Below are 19647 nucleotides of genomic sequence, written 5' to 3' on the forward strand. Positions count from 1 at the left end.
ATATCCTGATTTTTGAAAAAAAACCATTGTCTCTCGTATTGATCTGGCATATGATATATTTCGATATTGGAGGGAGAGGCGAATATGAAAAATAGTATAGAAACATTTAGAGGCTCCGAGCATTTTCGGCTGAATCACATCGCTGATAGTGTAATTGCAGCGATTGCGATTCCAGGTACCGGTTCTTTGGGAAATGCAGCAATCATTGATCTAGGCGATACAACTGTTGTCGTGGATACTTTCTCGACTATACAAGCTGCTGAGGATTTGAAAGCGGCGGCAGAGTACCTTACGGGAAATCCTGTATCCTATGTAATCAATACGCATTGGCACAGTGACCATACCTCTGGAAATCAAGTGTTCATCCCTACGGCTCAAATTATTTCGACATCAACTACCCGTGAGATTATGAATTCTTTTTCCAGAGATAGGTTAACGAAATATAAGGAAAATATGGATCAAATGTATCAGGCTATCGACGAGCTTGAAGAGCAAATACAACAAGAGACGGATGAAAAGTTAAAAAGGGAAATGGCCTGGGAAAATGCTAGTGACCGTGAGTTTATGAAGATGCTCCCCAATCTGGTGCATTCGCTGCCGACGATAACTTTTGATCAACAGATGACCATACATGGCAGTAATCGTAGCATTCAGCTCATCACATTTGGCGGGGGTCACACGCAAAGTGATGCAATCGTGTACATCCCTGAAGATAAAATAGCCATAATAGGGGATTTGGTGCTTTCAAAACATCACCCGGTTTTGACGCATGCAAATCCTCAGGAATGGCTGAATATTTTGGAGCAGGTTGAACTGCTAGATGTAGAAACTATCGTACCGGGACATGGCGAAGTATGCTCATTACACGAACTTCACGAAGTGAAGGGGTATATAACCAATATCATGAAAATAGTGACAGAAGCCGTTCAAAGTAATAGAAGCATTGATGAGATTGAAGTACCGAAAGAGTATCATGACTGGTATTTTACTACATATTTTAAGACGAATTTGAGTAAAGTGCATGCGAAGATCACTAAACTAGAGGATTAACGAAGAGTATTAGAGCAAGACTATTCTTGAGTTCAGAAGAAAGAAATGAAGAACACATCTTATGGATGATCGTTTCTCTAAAACGTGCCGTTACTCATAGTGCGATGAACCTTGCCCCAAGTGATGGCAAGTTTTTGGTGAACAGCATTAAGTTTCAAGGGAGGCAGCCAATGAACAAAACAGACCGTTTATTAGCCATCGTTCTGGAGCTGCAAAGTAGAGAAGTGGTACGGGGCGAAGAGTTAGCGGACCTATTCGAGACCAGCTTGCGGACCATCTATCGTGATATTCAGGCACTTAGCGAAGCGGGCGTGCCGATTATTGGTGCCCCGGGCACAGGATATTCTATGATGAAAGGCTATTTCCTGCCGCCGATCCATTTCACGGTAGAAGAAGCCGTGACCTTGCTTATAGGAACGGACTTTATCGAGCAACGATTTGATGATGAGTATCGTGTCAGGGCTCAAGCCGCTCGGAGGAAAATCGAGGCCATTCTATCGGAGAGCGTTCGCGATGAGACTTCTCGTGTGCGCAAGGCGCTGCGCTTGCTCACTCCCGGTAAACCGGACGTGCTGTCAAAAGAAAAGGAATATTTCGAAAAGATCCGCCTGGCGATATTAGAGGAACGAAAGATCAGATTTCATTATTCGAAAGGGATTGGTGATTCCAAGGGGAATTACCATAGTGATCGTACCGTCGCTCCCTATGGTCTGGTACTCGTTGAAGGATCTTGGATGCTCGTGGCCCGTTGTGATCTACGTCAAGATATTCGCCATTTCCGTTTGTCCCGAATGACCGAGCTAATCGATCTGGATGAACAATTCGAACTACCGGCGCATTTTAACTTAAGGGAGTATACCCCTGCGGATGATCGCCACTTGCGAGTTCGCCTTCGATTTAACCATGATATCGCAGATAAGGTGAAGGAATCGAACTATCATTACATAGAGGATATGGAAGAGCGTCAAGATGGCTTGCATGTAACCTTACGTGTTCGTCAACTGGATGAATTGCTACAATGGGTGCTTGGCTGGGGAGCGGGTGTAATCGTATTGGAACCCGAATCATTCCGAAAAAGGATTACTGAGGAAGTCCAAAAGATGCTAAAACGCTACTGACATAACGTTGTCAGTAGCGTTGTTTTATAATCGGGTATGTAAACGTAACGTCGTTGGTTCTAGCCCACGATATTAAACTATTGTTTCATTTATTATTAGGAAGGATGATATTTTGTGAATTTCGCTTCTGTACGCATCATTACCGACGACGTGGATCGTCTCGTTGAGTTCTATGAGAAAGTCATAGGTGTTTCGGCGGAGCGCCCCGCGCCCGTTTTTGCCGAACTCGCCCTGCCATCTTGTACCCTGGCCATCGGCCACTCCCAGACGGCGGGGCTATTCGGCGCTGGTTCCGTAGTAGCGGCCAACAATCGCACTGTCATCATCGAGTTCCGCGTCGACGATGTCGAAGCCGAATACGTGCGCTTAAAGCCAATTGTCGAAGAATGGGTACAGGAACCGACCACGATGCCGTGGGGAAACCGTTCTGTGCTTTTCCGCGATCCTGACGGCAACCTCGTTAACCTCTTCGAGCCGGTGACCGAGGAAGCGATCAAACGGTTTAGCAGTAGGTAGCATTAAACAAACGTATAGTTAAAAAATAACCTCTTATAGTCACATTGGAAATCATTCCATGTGACTATTTTCTTTTCTGTAGGAAAAACGATAGAAGCCACTCAATAAGTGGGCTGGTTATAACAATATTCAACCTCTGTTCAATGAGAGATAGAGCTCATATCCGTAGAAAATGGTGTAGTGCATTTAGTAGACCCTGCGGATCCTCCTCCGGTATGAGGTGACCGCACGGTAGAGAGTATCCCGTATAATTAGTTGCATACTTTCCCCACGATTAAATTTCGACATATGCTATATTAAGAGTGAGTATTCTTTGGAGAATGAAAAAGTAATTGTTATAGTGAAAATTTGAGGGAAGATCAGTCTTTTTTGAAAAAGGGAGAGGAACCAATGTCGCAATCATTTATCTTTGATATGGATGGAACACTATTTCAAACAGATAAGATTTTAGAATTATCTCTTGAGGATGCTTTTAACCGTTTACGGTCGCTAAATAGATGGGATACAGCAACGCCTATTGATAAGTACCGTGAAATTATGGGTGTACCTTTACCCAAAGTATGGGAAGCTTTGCTGCCTGATCATTCTATTGAAGAAAGAGAGCAGACGGATGCTTATTTCCTGGAAAGATTAATTGAAAATATTAAGCGTGGGAAAGGCGCTTTATATCCAAATGTAAATGAAGTTTTCAGTTTTTTAAAAGAGAATAATTGTTCAATCTATATAGCGAGTAATGGTTTGACGGAATACTTAAAAGCCATTGTCAGTTATTTTAATTTGGATCATTGGGTGACTGAAGCATTTAGTATCCAACAAATTGAATCGCTGAATAAATCAGACTTAGTTCGGATTGTTATTGAAAAATATGGTATTACCAATGGGGCAGTAGTAGGCGACCGCCTATCGGATATAAATGCGGCTAAAGATAATGGTTTAGTTGCAATCGGATGTAATTTTGATTTTGCACAAGAAAATGAACTTGCCCAGGCTGACTTCGTAATCGATGACTTAATTGAATTAAAATCGATTTTGCTTAATTTGAATGGTTTATATCCTAGTCGTGATGGTGTCGCTAAACGCTGAGTGGAGTTTTGGATTGAAGCGGGTTATAGACTCCAATTATAGTCAATATCAGCATATGTACTGTAGAAAACCACTCCATACGTCAGGAGCGGTTTCTTTTTTTATTTGTTTATGTGAAATTTTGTGGTAAAACTGTACTTTGTGTTTAAGTATATTATGGTGAACCGTATCCAAAATGATGACGAAAAATTCAGGTGAAAAGTATAGCATATATCAATGTGAATGCGTCTTAGTTAAAAACTGAAGGAGGTTATCTTGTGGGAAGATCATTTGCTAATTTACATATTAAGTCGAATAACCTTGAGAAGACGCTCGATTCACTAAGAGAGCTAAGCGAAGGGCATGCCGAAGTATTAGGTGGAAAAGAAGCTCAGGAGACCAAAATTGTCATGTACGTAAGCAAAAGCAATGATGACTGGATCAGCGTCCTCCATGATTATTTTGTATGGGGTACGGTGAAGGCGATTGGCAAAACGTTATCCCAGCTTATCGGGGAGCCAATCATGACCGGCGGATACATAAATGAGGAAATTTTCGAGTTGTCGTTTTTTGCCGACGGAGACATTCAAGCCGAGAGAATCTTTTGTGAACAGTGGACGAGAGATGAATACGAGCAGCTCAAAGAAGAACGTCTTAATGATGACTACCTTAAAGAAGTGTTGGGTATTGACAATGAGTCTCTGGCCGATCTCATCAGTATTACTAGCCCTGAACAAGCCGTTAATAAGCTGTCGGAGCTCGTTGAATTAAGTTTGTGGAGCGATTTTGAGTGGATACCGTATGAAGAGACGCTCAAAAAGCAATTTGAAAAATATGAACTTTGAACATACATTAGTGTATAGACATGGCTCCTTGCATTAGACGCAGATGATACAGTGATTTGAAATTTGTTCCAAGGAGGCATGAATGAAGCTAGATTTCTTGTTAGATACATATGGAACATGCGTCGGTCAATTGAGAGATGAACTGTTGCCTTTGGAGGAATTAGCAGAGACATGGGAGTTTCCGTATGATATTCATTTTGTATTGCGTATTTTACCTGAAAGTTATGGCCGAAAAACATTTAGACGTTTTGATAGCAGGGATCACGCTCTCTATTTAGACATCAGCATCGTCTATGAGCAGTATGAACGGATGTCTAAAAGTGAGCAACGCGAAGCTTTAGGTATCTTTCTCTATGAGTATCTGCTGGAGTCTATTGCAAAATATAAAAAGCAAGCAGATAAGGAAACACAAGATCAATTATCGATCCGGGTAAAAAATTGGATGTTAGAAAACAATTGGTTGGATGGAAAGATCAATAAAGCAAGGATGCTACTTGCGCAGAATGTGGGACTTTATGAGGTCAGCCGACAATTGCAAATGCCATTAGAAGAAGTGGAGTATATCCTTCTCCGTATGCATGATTATGAGCCAACTGAAGCTCATCCGGACAACATCGCAGCTGAAAAAGCCCCGCCATATCAATTGTAGAAGGCATATGGATGGGGATCCATAGTGACGAATCCGATATTTAAAATGAAAAGTGGGCGATGATCATAAACCCGATGCAAGAAATAGTGGAGCTGGTAGCAGAGATCGCCGGCGCGGCCAGGGCGTCTTTTTGCACTCTTTTTGAAAATGGAGAACGTTACTATTACTGCACTCTATTTACTACTGGAGAGGGACATGCGCCTAACATCTCTGCCTGGTCGTGGGAGGCCTTGGAGAGGGAAGCAGTCAGGCAAGGAGAGGAGAGCGGCACGCCGGGATCAACGATTGCGGAACTCATCAAATGGTCCTATGCCGATTCACCCTATTGTTGTTTCAGGGATGAGGACTTCGCTAAGGTTAAACTCCCTTAAATGGTGGTGAAGTAAATGAGTGGATTAAAACACAGCGGATTCTATAAACTTAAATTCTTTATAACACCAGAGGAATTTAAAGATGTTTTAAAACTTTTCGAGCAGCAACAAGCACAATTTAGTCATACTAATTACGCTCAGACAAAACATGACTCAACACAGGTGTATGAGGCTTATGAAAAATTCTACCAATATTTCATAACGCAAGAAAAGCCCGATTACCACCCGTTCTTTGTATATTCTATTTCTTTTACTGCTGGTAATGAAAGCTCTGGTTTTTTTGCGAGAAATGAGAGTCTCAGATTTCCATATGGTGAGCGATGGGCAGAAGATGAACTGCCATATATCATGTTTTCCTTACCGAAAGGTTTCCAAATGGATTTGGAGGACGAAAAGGGAAAGTATTATATATACGAGGATATTCGTGAACATCAGCCATTAACGTATACGTTTTTTAACGAAGTAGCAAGCAATATTAAACAAATCACAACACCGTTTCGTTTTTTGGCACATGCGGAAGATGGTTTGCAAGAGCAAAAACCGCCGGTTCGCATAAGCAAAAATGCGGTAAATGACATGATGAACTCTTGGATTTTCAAAAAATATAAACTTGTTATGAATAATAAGTAAATCACATGCCAAATAGGAGGTTTACGCATGCGTAAGCAATGGAAAAGAAGGATTCTGATCGATAATCCTGTTGCGCTAGACCCGGTGCAGATCAAGCAGGATTTGCACGATGGTAACCAAGTGATTGTCCAGTTCTCCCACCCGGATTTTTATGGCTCTATCTTGGAGGAAGTCGATGAACTTTGCGCGCGTTTGAATGAGAATTTCGGAGTGCGTTTCTATGGGCATTATTCCCTCTCTTTTGATGCTGACACGCTTCTTCGGATTCCCCATGTCAAAATGCTGCATCTCAATAGTCTCACTCAGGCGCATAACACCGATACATTGGCTACGCTGGAACATCTGTACAGTTTGCATGTGGGCATATATGAGCTGGAGAATTCGGATATTCTGGGAATTGACTCTCTGCGATCGCTAAGAGAGTTAACGATTATTTCGGAGAAAAAGAATCTTAACCTGCTATATTTAAAAGAATTCTCTCATCTAGAACAATTACATGTTGGGGGGAAGGTGAAAAACCTGGATGCGGTAGGCCATCTGGAACGCTTGAATTACCTCGCGCTGCATTCGATTAGCAAATCACCATTGCATTTTATTAATCAATTGCAGAAATTGAAGTACCTTCGTATTCTTTTTGGAGGCCGCGAACATATTCAGGAAATCGAAGAGAACGAGATCGACGACCTGGAGATCATTAGAGTCCGTGGATTCCATGACCTGAGCAATATTACTAAATTTAAGGACCTAACGAGGCTCGTAATCGAGGATCAAATTCAACTGCAGGAAATCGGATTTGACCGGGAGATGAAAGCGCTGGAGGAGCTATCTATTTCGAATTGTAAAGGCTTGACTTCTTTGTTGGAAATGAAGCACCTGCCTACACTGCGCAAGCTCCGCATTTTTAAAACAGCCATTGGTTTTGATTCTTTTATCCATCAAGAGCTTCCAAGTGCTTTATCTGAATTTGAATTCGCGACCTCCAAAAGCAAAGTAGATCAAGAAATACAAGATTCCTTATTAAAGTTGGGTTTTCAAAAATGGAGCATAACTTGATAGGAGGATAACAGAAATGTCAAATGATAACCAGGCGCGTCCTTCTGCTGGCTCCGTCAGAGAAGTTGGCCGTTATCCTATCGACCTGACAGGTCCTCGCAGTCACACTCTTGTCATTCAGCCCGGTGTGGGCAGTCTGTCTATTGGACCGTCGCACTTGGGGAAAAAGGCGGACCTTCACGTCGAACCAGACGCGGTCATCGATTGGACAGTATTCGATGCCTTTGCTACGCCTGCAGGCTCGCCCTGGCCGAGATTTCTGCACTATTCAGGCAGTGACACGGGCTTCTTGGATTGGGCACAGAAACGTCCCATTGAAGAGATGACGTGGTCTCCGGTTCTGTCTGCCGATACGGTAGTAGACGCCAGCCAGTCCATTTTGCATGGCTTACATATCGAGCTGGGCCCGTCCGGAGAGCGACTGACGCTGAGGCTTCCGCAGAGACCTTTCCGACTGAACGTGTCCGGCGACCTATCACGTTTCTTGGCAACTGGCGATATGCCGTCTTCTCTGACCCTAGTGCCGCGTACCGGCCGACGCAAGAATGATCCTCCTTTTATACTGCCGGACCTCGGTGAATTGCATCAGGTGACGAGCCTTATGCTGCACAACGCGCCGCTGGGACAGCCCATCTCGCTGGGTTGTCTAGACCGGTTCCCAAATCTTGACTCACTGAGTTTGTGGGGGAATTTCTGCGACATGGACTCGTTGGCTCGTCATACGGGGTTAACGAATCTGGAGCTGCGCTTCATGCCTGATCTGGCGGACTTGCCCTCCCTGGACACGTGGCCGTTGCTTGACAGATTTATCGCCTACAATGTGGAAGAGACCGTGGGCAAGCGCCTAAGGCAGCAAATGAAAGCACGCGCTAAAACCCGCCCGTGGTCCGGTCATGCTTCAGTGAGCCAATTGCGAAAGCCTGAATGGTGGCTGACCGAGTTCGGTCGCCCGTTTTCGTCCTGGCCTAAACGTCAGGCCAAGCTGGCTAATGAAGCTTTCAACGTTGCCCAGGTATCCTTGGCCCAGGCCCGCAGCTTTGCCGATGCCGAGGCGGCCATTACGGCTTTCACTATGCGCTTCAATACCCTCAAAGGTATCGAAACTACCGAAAGAGAAGACCTTGGCGAAGCAGTATGGCAACTCAGCCAGTCCAATCATTTAATTGGCCAGCCTATAACTGAGGAGATGGCTCAAAGCTGGTTCGATGCAGCTCGCGATTACTGATGGATAAGTAAGATTTAATCTGTTGGGATGAAGTCCAATCTCTGGAAAGCTGGTTTTTGCTGGTGTCTATGTCGTAACAAAGAAGGTGGATACACTGGAGGCTTACCAGGAGTTTAACAAGGCCCTGAGATACTTGGACGCAGGGAAAATGGAGGAGGGAGAGCAGTGTTTGAAACAAGCAATAGAAGCAGCGAAGATCGCTAGCGACAACGCCGTTTTCATACAGGCCGTGGTCTGTTACGGCGATTTATTGTCGGAGACGGGGAGGGCTCGAACCTGCCGCCGAATGGCTGAAGCTGGCCCTCGAAGAAGCTGCTTGTATGAATTTGGATACGGATGTGCTGGATTTTGAGCATGAACGTGCCCGAGTGATTTTAGCACAATTGGAGGCGAAATAAGGTTAGAACTACTGGAGGTATGGGGATATAGATTTTTAAACATTTCGCTATCATATTCAGGAAACTGGAGGAGTATTCATGTACATAGTATCTCGGCAAAATCCGCTGTCTGAAGCCCAAAACCAAGTGCTTGCGAAGGAAGATGCCGCTATTTATCCACAAGGCTATCTCCGCTTTTTACGGCGATTCGGCGAAGGGACTTACAGAGGATGGATGAATGTCCAATTGCCTGATCCGGAGGTGCTACAACCTTTTGCCGAGTATGGGTTGTGGGAGTATGGCGAAGACAGCCCCATTCATGAACAACAGATCGGCGAGTGTATCGCTATAGGCACGACGGTGGACGGTGACTTTCTGGCGGTACATCCCGAGACGGCTGGGCTGCTCTGGCTGCCCCGGCATGCGGAGCACATAAAGGCCATTTCGCTGCAGGCACGGGAGCAGGAGGACGAAGGGACGTACGCCTTGGTGCTGGACGACATATACCGTCAGATTTATGGAAGCAGCCTAGAGGAAGACGTCTATTATGAACCGTGGACAGGCACTCGGAGTCATCTCTTTTTGCGTTTGCCACCAGGGCAGAATCAGCTTTCGCTGCGCGAACTGGCCAGAGTGTGCCAAGCTGATTTTCCACCGGATTTGTCCATTGAGACCCCATATGCGTGCTTCCTGTTTTACCGAGAACTGGGCGGCTATATACGTTTGAATTATGCTTACCAGCAAGAGGTGGCTGTCTTCTACGAACGGGATGCTCAACAGGCGTTTGCTATTATGAAGGAATGGCTCTTGTCAATAGGGTGCGAAACGATTTCATAAGATTTTGAAGCAGGAGTGGTGTGAATGATCGTTCTGAAAGATATCGGGAGATTCGAGGAATTGCCAGAAAGGGCGATGCATATTTACAAAGGAAATATTCCGGATTTACAGGCTGCCATCGCATCAGATTGGGATATAGAACAGGGTATCGTATTGAGCAAGCATATCACCGTTAGTCCGTTGGATCTGGCGCTTATATCGCAGCAAACGCAAGTTGTGAAGCTGCTGGTAGAGCATGGCGTCAATCTGAATGTCCATCATAATCCGGCCTTTTTGCGAGCTGTTCGCTATGGTAAGGAGGATATCGTTCGTTACGTTGTTGCGCAGGGAGCCAAGATGGACAAGCTCAATCAAACAAGATCGGGTGCATATTCACAGGCCTACTATGGTAACAAAAAGAACATTCCGCTTATACATGAACTCGGATTAGATATCAAGCTGCATGGCGGCGCCGTATTGCGTCAAACGGTATCGGACCATGACTACAAGACACTCACGTATTTACTACATCAGGGAGTGGACATCAATTATAATAAACCGGATATGGTCTACCCTTATGAAGCAACTCCATTAACTGTGGCTGCGCGAATGGGGTCTATGGACATGGTCAAATTTCTGATTGAACACGGCGCAGACGTTACTTTGGCGGAAAAAGACGGCGAGCGGCCGTATACAATTGCGGTCAGCAATAAGCATACTGACTTGGCTGACTATCTGAAATCGCTGGAACCGGCTGATTTTCATAATGTGGCGAACAAGAAGCTTGAGCTTAAAAAATATAAATTAACACATGAACTGGTCAGCTTTCTTACAGGAAACAAGCTACGCCTTGAGCTGGCGCCAAATGAATATGAAATCGGGTATATCGACTTTTTTACATTGACCGATACGATTGAGATGAAAGTAGGGAGGCAAAAGCTGCTGCGTCTTTCAGCCGACATCGGCAATTACTCTGGTCTGCAACTGCTTTGGAATCCAAAGAAAAAAGGTTTAATCGGTTGTTATGATATGGAGCACCAGGTCTATGCTGATTTATGCAGCTTTACAGAGTTCCTCGAGGAGCCTGAATTGCACCTCATAAAGTTTCTTGAAGGGGAGTTGTCCGATGACTAATCAACCTGCTCTGGCATTATATTACCGTGATCTTACAGTCATGATCTAGAATGAACGGGAAACAGAAGGATGCATTATTAGCCGCTGAATAGATCAGCGGTTATTTTTTCTGCTGAAATTGAACCTTTTAAGCCGCCCAATACTCTTAGAAGGGAGAGAGGTGAAGAGATGGATGTGGTTCAACAGGTCAAAAAGTCCAAAAAGGGGGATAAAGAAGCATTGCTCCGGCTAATCATGACAGAAAAAGATGCGTATTACCGGTTGGCTTATGCTTATATGAGAAATGAATCGGATGCGCTGGATGCGCTGGAGGATATGATTGTTAAGCTGTATGAGGGAATTCATCAACTGAAAAAGCCGGAAGCGTTCTATTCCTGGAGCAAGACGATTCTAGTCAATCAGTGCAAGCAGTCTTTGAGACGAAGACAGAAATTACTCCCTGCAGAAAATTTGCAGAATGTACGTAGAGGGGAGAATACATCCGGAGACAGCCATCCTTCTCAGGTAGAGGAGAGAATGGATTTGCAAGAACTTTTGCAGCAGCTTAATGATGAGCAACGTGAAGCAATACAGCTAAAATATTACCGTGATTTGGATTATGGAGCGATTGCAGCGATTACTAATGTACCGACAGGGACCGTGAAATCCAGGGTTTTTCATGGGTTGAAGAAGCTCAGGGCCTTGTTAGGAAAGGAGGAGAGGAAGTAAAATGGAACGTTCTCACTGGAATGCCAAGGAAGAATGGTCTGAGCTTGTCGCTCCGCCCGAACTAGAGGAGAGATTACGTACAGCGCTGAATCGCGGTAATCCTCATATAAGAACACGGCGCCGCTTCACGGCAGGTCTTCGAATTGCGGTGGCTATTATCGCTGTCACGCTAGTTGTTAGCAACCAATATCACGCGCTTGCTTATTACGGAAAAAAACTGCTTGGTTATGAAATTATCAGCGACGGTACACTGAAAAAGCTGATTGATCGAGGCTGGGGACAATCGTTAGATAAGCGGGTTACCCTCGCTAACGGAACAGAGTTCGTTCTTGACGGGATCATGTCAGATGACAATCAATTGATTTTATACTATACGTTAATCCCCCCTTCCGGCAAACCTGCTACAAATGTGATCGATAGTTTAGTTTTTCTTGATGTTTCGGGTTACCAAACGAAATCGAGTTCGACCAAAGGCGGAGGTTTTTCAGTCCAAGGAGGGGGGGAGAATGTTTTCAGATTCAGTGCCTTTGAACCGGTCAGCCCTCTTGCCAAGAATCTAACACTTACTTATATGGATTACAGTCTAGGAGCCGATCAAAGACAAATGAAACAGCTAACCTTCCCTTATCACCCGGACGAGGCGATGACTACCCAGATCAAGCAGTCCATCGATAAGAGCTTGATGTTAGATAATTCGACTCTGACGTTTAAGTCTATAACTGCAACGCCAACGATGACCTTGGTAGAAGGTTCTATACAAGGAGAGAATCAACTTCTGTTATCGAACAAATTACTCGATGTCGGACTTATTGCAAACGGTCAGCCTGTTTCGCGTTCTAGTAGTCAGACTAATAATCGAACGGGTGATGTCTACGGTTTTTCCATAGATTATGATGCAATCCCTGAGGACCTGCATTCGCTTCAGCTTAAGGTGAGGACATTTCCTGTCTATCGCAACACCTTGCAGAGACTTCCGCTGACTGAATTGAATATACCACTAAGTTTGGAAGGGCAGGCTATTCGGTTATTAAAGATAGTACATGATATTGAAGGCACCAAAATTACGTTGGAAATGGATGAAGATGTATTCTTGAAGGAATTATCTTTAGAAACTAAAGATGGTCTAGTGCCCTTAAAAAAGGTGGTTGATAGTAAGTACGTCAAGAGAGCAGACGGAGGAGATAATAAAATAGAAACGTTGCTGTTCGACACATCGTTGAAGCCAGAGTATTTACAAATCAAGGAGATGGTTTATTCGGAACGGTATGGAAAAACTATAGATATTCCTTTGAAGTAAGGAGTGCTGTTTTTCTGTAATATGTTCTCCTACAATAAGCCCTTAGGTCGATTGTGAGGACCAATCTTTGTTCGTTATACTCTAAGTTAGGTGTTAAAGCTGCTGCTCATAGTTCTGATGAAGTACAACGGCAAGATTCATTCAGCCCAGGGAGAATTGAAACGATATAGGAAGCATAACGCTATGTTGGCTCAAATGCTGTCCCGAAATAAAATTAGTATTTGAAAGGAGGTGATAACTATGAGTACCATTCATATGCTGACGGGTATTCCCGGCAGCGGTAAGAGCACGTATGCCAAGCAACTTTGCCGCAGTGAACGGGCTGTGCTAGTGGCCACAGATGACATCCGGGAGCGGTTGTTCGGTAGCGAATCCAAGCAGAAAAATAACTATCTGGTGTTTGATACGGCTTTTGCAGAGATGGAGCAGGTGTTGGCCGGCGGCCGAAATGTTGTTTTTGACGCTACAAATATTGACCGGGGACGAAGACAGAAGTTCCTGAAGCGATTCAGCGAGATCCCTGTAGAATGCCACGTCTGCGATACTCCTTACGAACTGGCCCTTGCGCGGAACAAGCTGCGAAAGCGAAGGTTGAACGAGGTAATCCTAACTAAATACGCCAAGAATTTTGCATTTCCGGTGCCAGGTGAAGGCTTCTCTGCCGTGCATATCGTACATGCTGAAGCTGATCCCGGGATCGTGCGTGAGGAATTGGAGCAGTTGCTAGCAGCCGAACCAGGACATGATGAGCTGTTTCGCTATCTGTCCGCATCGCCTTATTTTTCGATTATGCTGGGATTTGATCAAGGGAATCCTTATCATTCCAAGACGCTTTCTGAGCATACCTATAGTGTGCTGGAATACATTAACGAATGTTATGAGGGTGAGCATTTGCTGGCGATGCAGCTGGCGGCGCTGTTTCATGATACAGGCAAACCGCTGTGCAAGGTCTGGAAGCAGACCCGGGAGTATTACTCTTACTTCGGTCATGAACATGTCTCCGCGATCATTGCCTGCAATCTGCTGAAAGCGCTGGGCTATGATGACGATTTTGTCCTGCATGTCGTCTATCTGGTCAGCTTCCATATGGAGATTCTGCATGGCGGCGACGCAGGAGCTTCGAACATTTATCATCTGCTGGGCGGTGAGTTGCTGGCAGAGCTGTATTTTTTCGCTGAAGCTGACAGCTTTGGCAAGTAAAGAGGTGAAGAAACATGAAAGTGAAATATCCGAGGACGATGCATCTGCCTTGGTCGAGAGGGTACACGGACGACGATAAGATTTTGCGGAATACTGAGCATTTCAAGGACCGTGAAGTCGTCATTACGGAGAAAATGGATGGAGAGAACACCACGATGTACAGTCACTCCATTCATGCCCGGTCGCTGGACAGCAAGGATCATCCGTCAAGGCATTTTGTTAAGACGCTGCATGGCGGTATCAAGTACCTGATTCCCGAAGACTATCGGTTATGCGGAGAAAATGTCTATGCCAAGCATTCGCTGTACTATTCAGCGCTGCCATCTTATTTTATGCTCTTTTCCGTGTGGGATCGCAGTAATCAATGTTTGTCTTGGGAGGAAACTGAAGCATGGGCGGAGCGTCTGGGACTGGTAACCGTCCCGGTGCTGTATAAAGGGATTTGGAACGAGGAAGCAGTAAAGACTTGTTACACCAAGCAATCGAATTGCGGGGGAGAGCAGGAAGGGTATGTTGTGCGGCTGGCTGACGCTTTTGCGTATGAGGATTTTAAATACAGTGTCGCCAAATTCGTTCGTAAAAATCATGTCCAGACCGATGACCACTGGCTTAGTAAGCCGGTCGAGCCAAATTTGCTATCACCTAGATAGTCAGGCGTAACGGATTAGATATAATTTTTCTTTTTAGAAAGAAGGGGTTGTTGATCATGTAATCTGTAACGTATAGTTCTCCGATTTTAACTCTACTTAATATCTATATACATATACTCCACTTCGTTTGACTTCCATTCCCGGCTGCAAAGAACGCCCCTTTACCAAGGACCGGTTTCTTTTTGTCTAATAATATGAAAAAGGAGCGTCCCGCCGTCATAATGACTCCTTTGGGAAGCTCTATTACCGTTCTATTCCTTCAAAGCCGCTTCAATCGCCGTAGTCAGGCCTTCGTAAGAAGAGTCGGGAAGCAGCACACCATTCACCATGAATTTAGGCGTGCCGTTAACTCCGTAGGCGCCGGCAATTTTGAAGTCCTCTTTAACATCGAACATGTAAGTGTGGTTCTTGACATCCTGCTCGAACTGACCATAATCAATGCCGGCGATATTATCCTTGACGAACTTCAGGATGAACTTCTCGGTCGCCCAAATCTTGCTCTCATCGCCTTGGTTCGCGTATAGCTTGTGGACATATTCCCAGAACTTCTCGTTGCTCTGATTATAGATGGCTTCACCGGCACTCGCGGCCAGATAGGAGTCTCTGTCAATAAAAGCAAAGTTCATGAAGAAGAATTCCGCCTTACCAGTATCTATGTAGTCCTTGATGAAGGTGTCCAGATACTGCTCAGTCCACTTTTTGCAAGCAGGGCACTTGAAATCCGCAAATTCTATCACTTTGACTTTGGCAGTGCTGCTCCCCAGATGGGGCTGCTTCTCATACTTTAAACCGTCAACCACAATCTTGCCTTTAACCTCAGTGTAATTTGGCAAGCTGTCGAGCTCGGAAGTGCCGTTCTTGCCCGTGAAGACAAAGGCAGCGACTACAACCAGAACAACACCAATCACCGTCAAGAGCATGGGTAGTAACTTGTTATTGCTATGTTTTGAATTTACTTGTTTATTCATTCCAGACTTCCTCCTGCACGCTTTGATCATTCACTGTAACAGTATAATCAAAGCTGCTAAAGGAAGCCTATGGCATTTCTAACACTAGAGAAGGGTCCTAGCCGTGGATTTTAATCTGCTTCGCTGCGGTACGGATGACCGGAGGGACCTCGTAGATCGAAGAAATGGTCTTGACGGCTTGCTGCATTTCACGCTGAAGCTCAATCATGTTGTAGAGCCATTCGTTCTGTTGTTTAAGATAAATGCTGTTGATCCCGGCTGTTACGGCTGGCAGTACATCTGTACGCAGAGAGTTTCCGACCATCCAGGTCACTTTACGGTCAAAGGTACCGCTGGCCAGGATGTTCTCCAGGGCCTCGACATTTTTATGCTTGCGGATAAAGATACGATCGTCAAAATAAACGTCCAGCTTCATTTGTTCAATCTTGCGCTGCTGTATGGTATCGTCTCCACCAGTGTAGAGGTATAGATCATGACCTTCCTGTTTCAAGGTATCGAGCGTCTCAACCATGCCGGGGTAGGCCTCAATCTCCTGATCATAGACACTCATGCCCAGCTTCATCAGCTGCTGCTCCTCAAAAGCATCGGCTTTCCGCCCGTATTTGGCGCAGAAGAAATGATAGGTCCCAATCAGGGATTTAGGGAAGTTATCGCTGGCTAGACCGCTTGTGCTAACGGTTTCTACATCAATTTCAGCCTGTTTACTCCGCATCTCGCTGGTAGGCAGTCCATAATCCTGGAACCATTCTGCCATCAGTTCAAAATATTGTCCCAGAATGAGATCGAAGTATTTGTTGCAGTGGACGAGGGTATCGTCCAAATCGAAAATGACTTGTTGAGTCATATATTTCACGCCACTCACTCCTTGTTCTGTCTCTGTCTCAATCTTTGCTCTCTGTCCATTCTATTATAAACGTATATAGGATTCCAGGAACATCTGCAGCTCTGATGCTCCGTCAGGGCGGATGCTGAAACGTTCATTATACTCACCGCGCAGATGAATACGCAATAGACCTGCTACCCGCAGAATCATCAGATGATGCATGAGCATCTCCCGCGACTGGTTCAAGTCGGACTGTATCTCCCAAAGTGTCTTCGGCTCATGAGCCACATGCCGCAGCAATCTGAGCCTTGTGGGATTAGCTAAAGCCCGGGTCATGCGAAGCAGCACAGTAGGGGGCTCGTCCTCATTTTCTAAAGGCACATCGACCGGATATTGGATAATAACCATGGTGTTATAGAAGCAATAGGTGTTGATCGGCCGATTGTGGACCGTAGGAAGCAGAACAATGGTTTGTAAATTCGGCAGTTCTTCAATAACGACGCCGCCAGAAGCATATTCAATCAGGGCGATGGGGTCCATTTTGCTCTGCAGCATTTTCTTCTCGGAGGCATCCTCGATGAGCAGCGGTAGGATTTTGTGCTCCACATGGCGGAAATATTGACTGTACCACAGCCGCAGCAGAGGGGTGTAGCTGTCCTTGATACGTTGACATTCTTCCAAGGTAAAGCCTGTAATGAGTGGAGCCACATGCCGGAAACAATCTTCGAGCGAAGTGGACTCCAGTTCATCCAAGTAGCTTAGGACCTTCTCGGCTGGTCCAAGGCTGTAAGCCCAGGCATACAGGACATCATAATCGCTGAATGGCCATTCAGCAGCCTGCATAATCTCCGCAGCCTGATGCGATGGAAAGCGGCTTTCCACGTCACTGACCCAGTCGGGGCCGATATCCAGATTGGAAATCCATTTTCGCGTAACATATAACATAAAGCTGTCAATCAGCTCATAGACCGGTGAGACATCAATTTTCAATTCATAGTTCATGAAGCTTGCACCCCCAGGAAATCCGTCACTTCTATATATTATCTCTTGTTTTGAAGAGGCTTGTCCACTATAATGTTCGGTGTTTGTCTTTTGGGTGCAGTTCGGATAACGTTTGTTTTTGTTTACTTTTATTTGTTTATGTAGGAGGCTTTCACCTGTGTCAGACCCGCACTCAAGCGCTGTTCAACGAAACAGCAACGTGAATTACCTGATTCTCATCACGGTTATTATTGCTGCCGGACTTAGCCAAGGGCTGCTGCTGCCGGTTTTATCCATTCTTTTGGAGCAAAAAGGGGTCTCCTCGTCCCTGAACGGTTTAAACGCAGCGGCACTGTATATCGGTTCGTTCGGCATGACGCTTATCGCCGAGCGGGTGCTGGGAGTCATCGGCTTTAAGAAGCTTATTACCGCAGGACTCACGCTCGTGCTGGTGAGCCTATTGCTATTCCCGGTGCTGCCGGGCATCAAGGCGTGGTTCGTGCTTCGACTGCTTGTCGGTATCGGGGACTCGGCCATCAATTATGCTGCCCAGCTCTGGGTGCTGCTGATGACCCCGGCACAGAACCGTGGACGTAATCTTTCCATCTACGGAATGTCATATGGTCTTGGCTTCAGTCTTGGTCCTGTGGGGATTAGTCTGCTGCGCTTCGGACAAGCCACGCCTTTCTTGGTGTTAGCTACGCTGTTCTTGATGGCTCTACTACTGACATTGATCAAGCTCCCGGAATCCCGCCCGGAAACCTCCGAGAGTAGGGAGGGACAGGCGCGCCGCTTTGGGCGAAGCTACAGTCTCGCTTGGTATGCCTTGATTCCGGCTCTCCTATACGGCTACATGGAGGCCAGCCTGAACAGCAACTTCCCGATCTATGGCCTGCGGATTGGTTACAGTGCGGATCAGATTGCTGCACTGCTGCCTTTTGCCGGTATCGGGGGGCTAGTGTTTCAGCTTCCCCTGGGGATGTGGAGCGACCGGTTCGGCCGCAAAAAAGTTCTCATGCTTGCCGGGATCGGAGGCGGTTTGAGCTTCACGCTGCTGCCACTAGCGGGAGATCATTTCATGATTTCGCTAGTTCTGCTTGCATTTGCCGGCGGTTTTGTCGGTTCATTCTTCTCGCTTGGTCTAGCCTATGCAGCAGATATTCTGCCGCGTAACTTGTTGCCGGCGGCCAATGTTGTGGCATCTTTTCACTTTAGCGCAGGCAGTATTCTCGGTCCGGCTTTGGGCGGACTGCTTCTGGAGCTCAGCTCCGGCGGCGGTGTATTCGGGCTCATGGGACTGCTCTTTATCTTGTTTGGACTGCTGGGATTATTGTTCTCGCCACGGTCACAAATTTGAAGTAAAATAAGAACAGGTGATCGCATGGAATTTAATCTCGCTTTCCAATACACTATAGTATAGAGATGAGGACAGGAGAGCTGAACTATGATCACAGTTGAACATTTAGCCAAAGTAGTCGGGGAGACTAAGCTTCCGGTGCTGCAAGACATCGGTTTTCAGTTGGAAGAAGGGGAATTTGTTGCAGTGCTCGGGGGGAGCGGCAGCGGTAAATCTACCCTGCTGCGTTGTTTGGCGCTACGGGAAAAATGGGATCGGGGAAATTTCCGCGTAGATGGAAAAGATATATTGAAGAGCGGTTTCTCCGGTAAACGGAAAATCCGCCGCGAATGGGCCTATCTTGAACAGAATGCCGAGCTGAATCCTAATCGGACCGCACTGAAGAACGTGCTGATCGGCCAATCCGCCCAAACTCCATTATGGCGTATGGTAACAGGAATGGTCCGCTCAGATGATTATATGGGAGCCATGGACGAATTGGAGGCCCTTGGCCTGCTGGACAAAGCGAAGCTTAAGGCAAGCCAGTTAAGTGGTGGTGAGCGGCAGCGTGTGGCAATTGCCCGCGCCCTGGTGCATGGCGCAAAGGTCATTCTGGCGGATGAGCCTGTGACAGGGCTTGATCCGAAGTCCGCAGAGCGGGTCATGGAGAACCTTCGCAAGCTGTGCAAGGAAAGCGGCTTGACGGTCATCGCCGTTCTGCCTATAGAGCTAGCAGAGCGTTACGCCTCGCGCCTGTGGGTATTGAAGGACGGTCGTATCAAGCATAACGTTAACGGCCGCCGATTGACCTCTCAGGAGCGTCTCAGCCTTTAATCAA

21 protein-coding genes and 1 pseudogene are annotated in these 19647 nt (G+C 46.0%); 19 read left to right on the forward strand and 3 right to left on the reverse strand.

The window, feature by feature from the left end; genetic code table 11:
• The first annotated feature begins 84 nt into the window (after positions 1-84).
• From ACFVU8_RS03825 to ACFVU8_RS03905, 17 genes and pseudogenes are all read left to right on the forward strand, one after another.
• Entirely contained in the window at positions 85-1050 is a 966-nt protein-coding gene (locus ACFVU8_RS03825) for an MBL fold metallo-hydrolase (protein WP_387425899.1), read from the forward strand.
• A gap of 170 nt (positions 1051-1220) precedes the next feature.
• On the forward strand, positions 1221-2168 hold the full coding sequence (locus ACFVU8_RS03830; RefSeq protein ID WP_387425900.1) for a helix-turn-helix transcriptional regulator: 948 nt from the start codon (positions 1221-1223) through the stop codon (positions 2166-2168).
• 114 nt (positions 2169-2282) lie between these two features.
• Entirely contained in the window at positions 2283-2684 is a 402-nt protein-coding gene (locus tag ACFVU8_RS03835; RefSeq protein WP_387425901.1) for a VOC family protein, read from the forward strand.
• 372 nt (positions 2685-3056) lie between these two features.
• Positions 3057-3767 (forward strand): annotated as a pseudogene (locus ACFVU8_RS03840) (HAD family hydrolase); the annotation flags it as partial.
• A gap of 257 nt (positions 3768-4024) precedes the next feature.
• Entirely contained in the window at positions 4025-4591 is a 567-nt protein-coding gene (locus tag ACFVU8_RS03845; protein ID WP_387425902.1) for a hypothetical protein, read from the forward strand.
• Between the two features lie 82 nt (positions 4592-4673).
• Positions 4674-5240, forward strand: coding sequence for a hypothetical protein (locus ACFVU8_RS03850; protein WP_387425903.1), 567 nt, complete (start codon positions 4674-4676; stop codon positions 5238-5240).
• Between the two features lie 59 nt (positions 5241-5299).
• Positions 5300-5611 (forward strand): DUF4303 domain-containing protein, encoded by a 312-nt coding sequence (locus tag ACFVU8_RS03855; protein ID WP_387425904.1) that lies wholly within the window; start codon positions 5300-5302, stop codon positions 5609-5611.
• Positions 5612-5626: 15 nt separating this feature from the next.
• Entirely contained in the window at positions 5627-6241 is a 615-nt protein-coding gene (locus ACFVU8_RS03860; protein WP_387425905.1) for a hypothetical protein, read from the forward strand.
• Between the two features lie 27 nt (positions 6242-6268).
• Positions 6269-7294 carry a leucine-rich repeat domain-containing protein gene (locus tag ACFVU8_RS03865; RefSeq protein ID WP_387425906.1) on the forward strand — a complete coding sequence of 342 codons (1026 nt, stop codon included), beginning with the start codon at positions 6269-6271 and terminating at the stop codon, positions 7292-7294.
• A 16-nt stretch (positions 7295-7310) separates the two neighbouring features.
• Entirely contained in the window at positions 7311-8519 is a 1209-nt protein-coding gene (locus ACFVU8_RS03870; RefSeq protein ID WP_387425907.1) for a hypothetical protein, read from the forward strand.
• A 169-nt stretch (positions 8520-8688) separates the two neighbouring features.
• Positions 8689-8871, forward strand: a complete 183-nt coding sequence (locus tag ACFVU8_RS03875; RefSeq protein WP_379464102.1) for a hypothetical protein — start codon at positions 8689-8691, stop codon at positions 8869-8871.
• Between the two features lie 124 nt (positions 8872-8995).
• On the forward strand, positions 8996-9733 hold the full coding sequence (locus ACFVU8_RS03880; RefSeq protein WP_379464100.1) for a hypothetical protein: 738 nt from the start codon (positions 8996-8998) through the stop codon (positions 9731-9733).
• Between the two features lie 24 nt (positions 9734-9757).
• Positions 9758-10846: an ankyrin repeat domain-containing protein gene (locus ACFVU8_RS03885; protein WP_387425908.1), complete on the forward strand. Its 1089-nt coding sequence runs from the start codon at positions 9758-9760 to the stop codon at positions 10844-10846.
• 168 nt (positions 10847-11014) lie between these two features.
• Positions 11015-11554, forward strand: a complete 540-nt coding sequence (locus tag ACFVU8_RS03890; RefSeq protein WP_387425909.1) for an RNA polymerase sigma factor — start codon at positions 11015-11017, stop codon at positions 11552-11554.
• Position 11555: 1 nt separating this feature from the next.
• Complete coding sequence (locus ACFVU8_RS03895) at positions 11556-12851, forward strand: DUF4179 domain-containing protein (RefSeq protein ID WP_387425910.1); 1296 nt, start codon at positions 11556-11558, stop codon at positions 12849-12851.
• 240 nt (positions 12852-13091) lie between these two features.
• Positions 13092-14051 (forward strand): AAA family ATPase, encoded by a 960-nt coding sequence (locus tag ACFVU8_RS03900; protein ID WP_387425911.1) that lies wholly within the window; start codon positions 13092-13094, stop codon positions 14049-14051.
• Positions 14052-14065: 14 nt separating this feature from the next.
• Positions 14066-14701 (forward strand): RNA ligase family protein, encoded by a 636-nt coding sequence (locus tag ACFVU8_RS03905; protein ID WP_387425912.1) that lies wholly within the window; start codon positions 14066-14068, stop codon positions 14699-14701.
• 251 nt (positions 14702-14952) lie between these two features.
• Here ACFVU8_RS03905 and ACFVU8_RS03910 read toward each other — a convergent pair whose 3' ends face one another.
• From ACFVU8_RS03910 to ACFVU8_RS03920, 3 genes are all read right to left on the reverse strand, one after another.
• Complete coding sequence (locus ACFVU8_RS03910) at positions 14953-15669, reverse strand: DsbA family protein (protein WP_387425913.1); 717 nt, start codon at positions 15667-15669, stop codon at positions 14953-14955.
• A 97-nt stretch (positions 15670-15766) separates the two neighbouring features.
• Positions 15767-16522, reverse strand: a complete 756-nt coding sequence (locus ACFVU8_RS03915) for an HAD family hydrolase (RefSeq protein WP_387425914.1) — start codon at positions 16520-16522, stop codon at positions 15767-15769.
• Positions 16523-16576: 54 nt separating this feature from the next.
• The gene (locus ACFVU8_RS03920; RefSeq protein WP_379464087.1) at positions 16577-17494 is read right to left on the reverse strand and encodes an ArsR/SmtB family transcription factor; all 918 of its coding nucleotides are present in this window, start codon (positions 17492-17494) and stop codon (positions 16577-16579) included.
• 157 nt (positions 17495-17651) lie between these two features.
• Here ACFVU8_RS03920 and ACFVU8_RS03925 point away from each other — a divergent pair, with 157 nt between their 5' ends.
• Both ACFVU8_RS03925 and ACFVU8_RS03930 read left to right on the forward strand, forming a co-directional pair.
• On the forward strand, positions 17652-18830 hold the full coding sequence (locus ACFVU8_RS03925) for an MFS transporter (protein WP_387425915.1): 1179 nt from the start codon (positions 17652-17654) through the stop codon (positions 18828-18830).
• Between the two features lie 87 nt (positions 18831-18917).
• Positions 18918-19643, forward strand: a complete 726-nt coding sequence (locus ACFVU8_RS03930; protein WP_387425916.1) for a phosphonate ABC transporter ATP-binding protein — start codon at positions 18918-18920, stop codon at positions 19641-19643.
• The last annotated feature ends 4 nt before the right edge of the window (positions 19644-19647 follow it).

The sequence above is a fragment of the Paenibacillus sp. NPDC058177 genome, from assembly GCF_042883835.1.
In the GTDB taxonomy this organism is placed as follows: Bacteria; Bacillota; Bacilli; order Paenibacillales; family Paenibacillaceae; genus Paenibacillus_AQ; species Paenibacillus_AQ agri.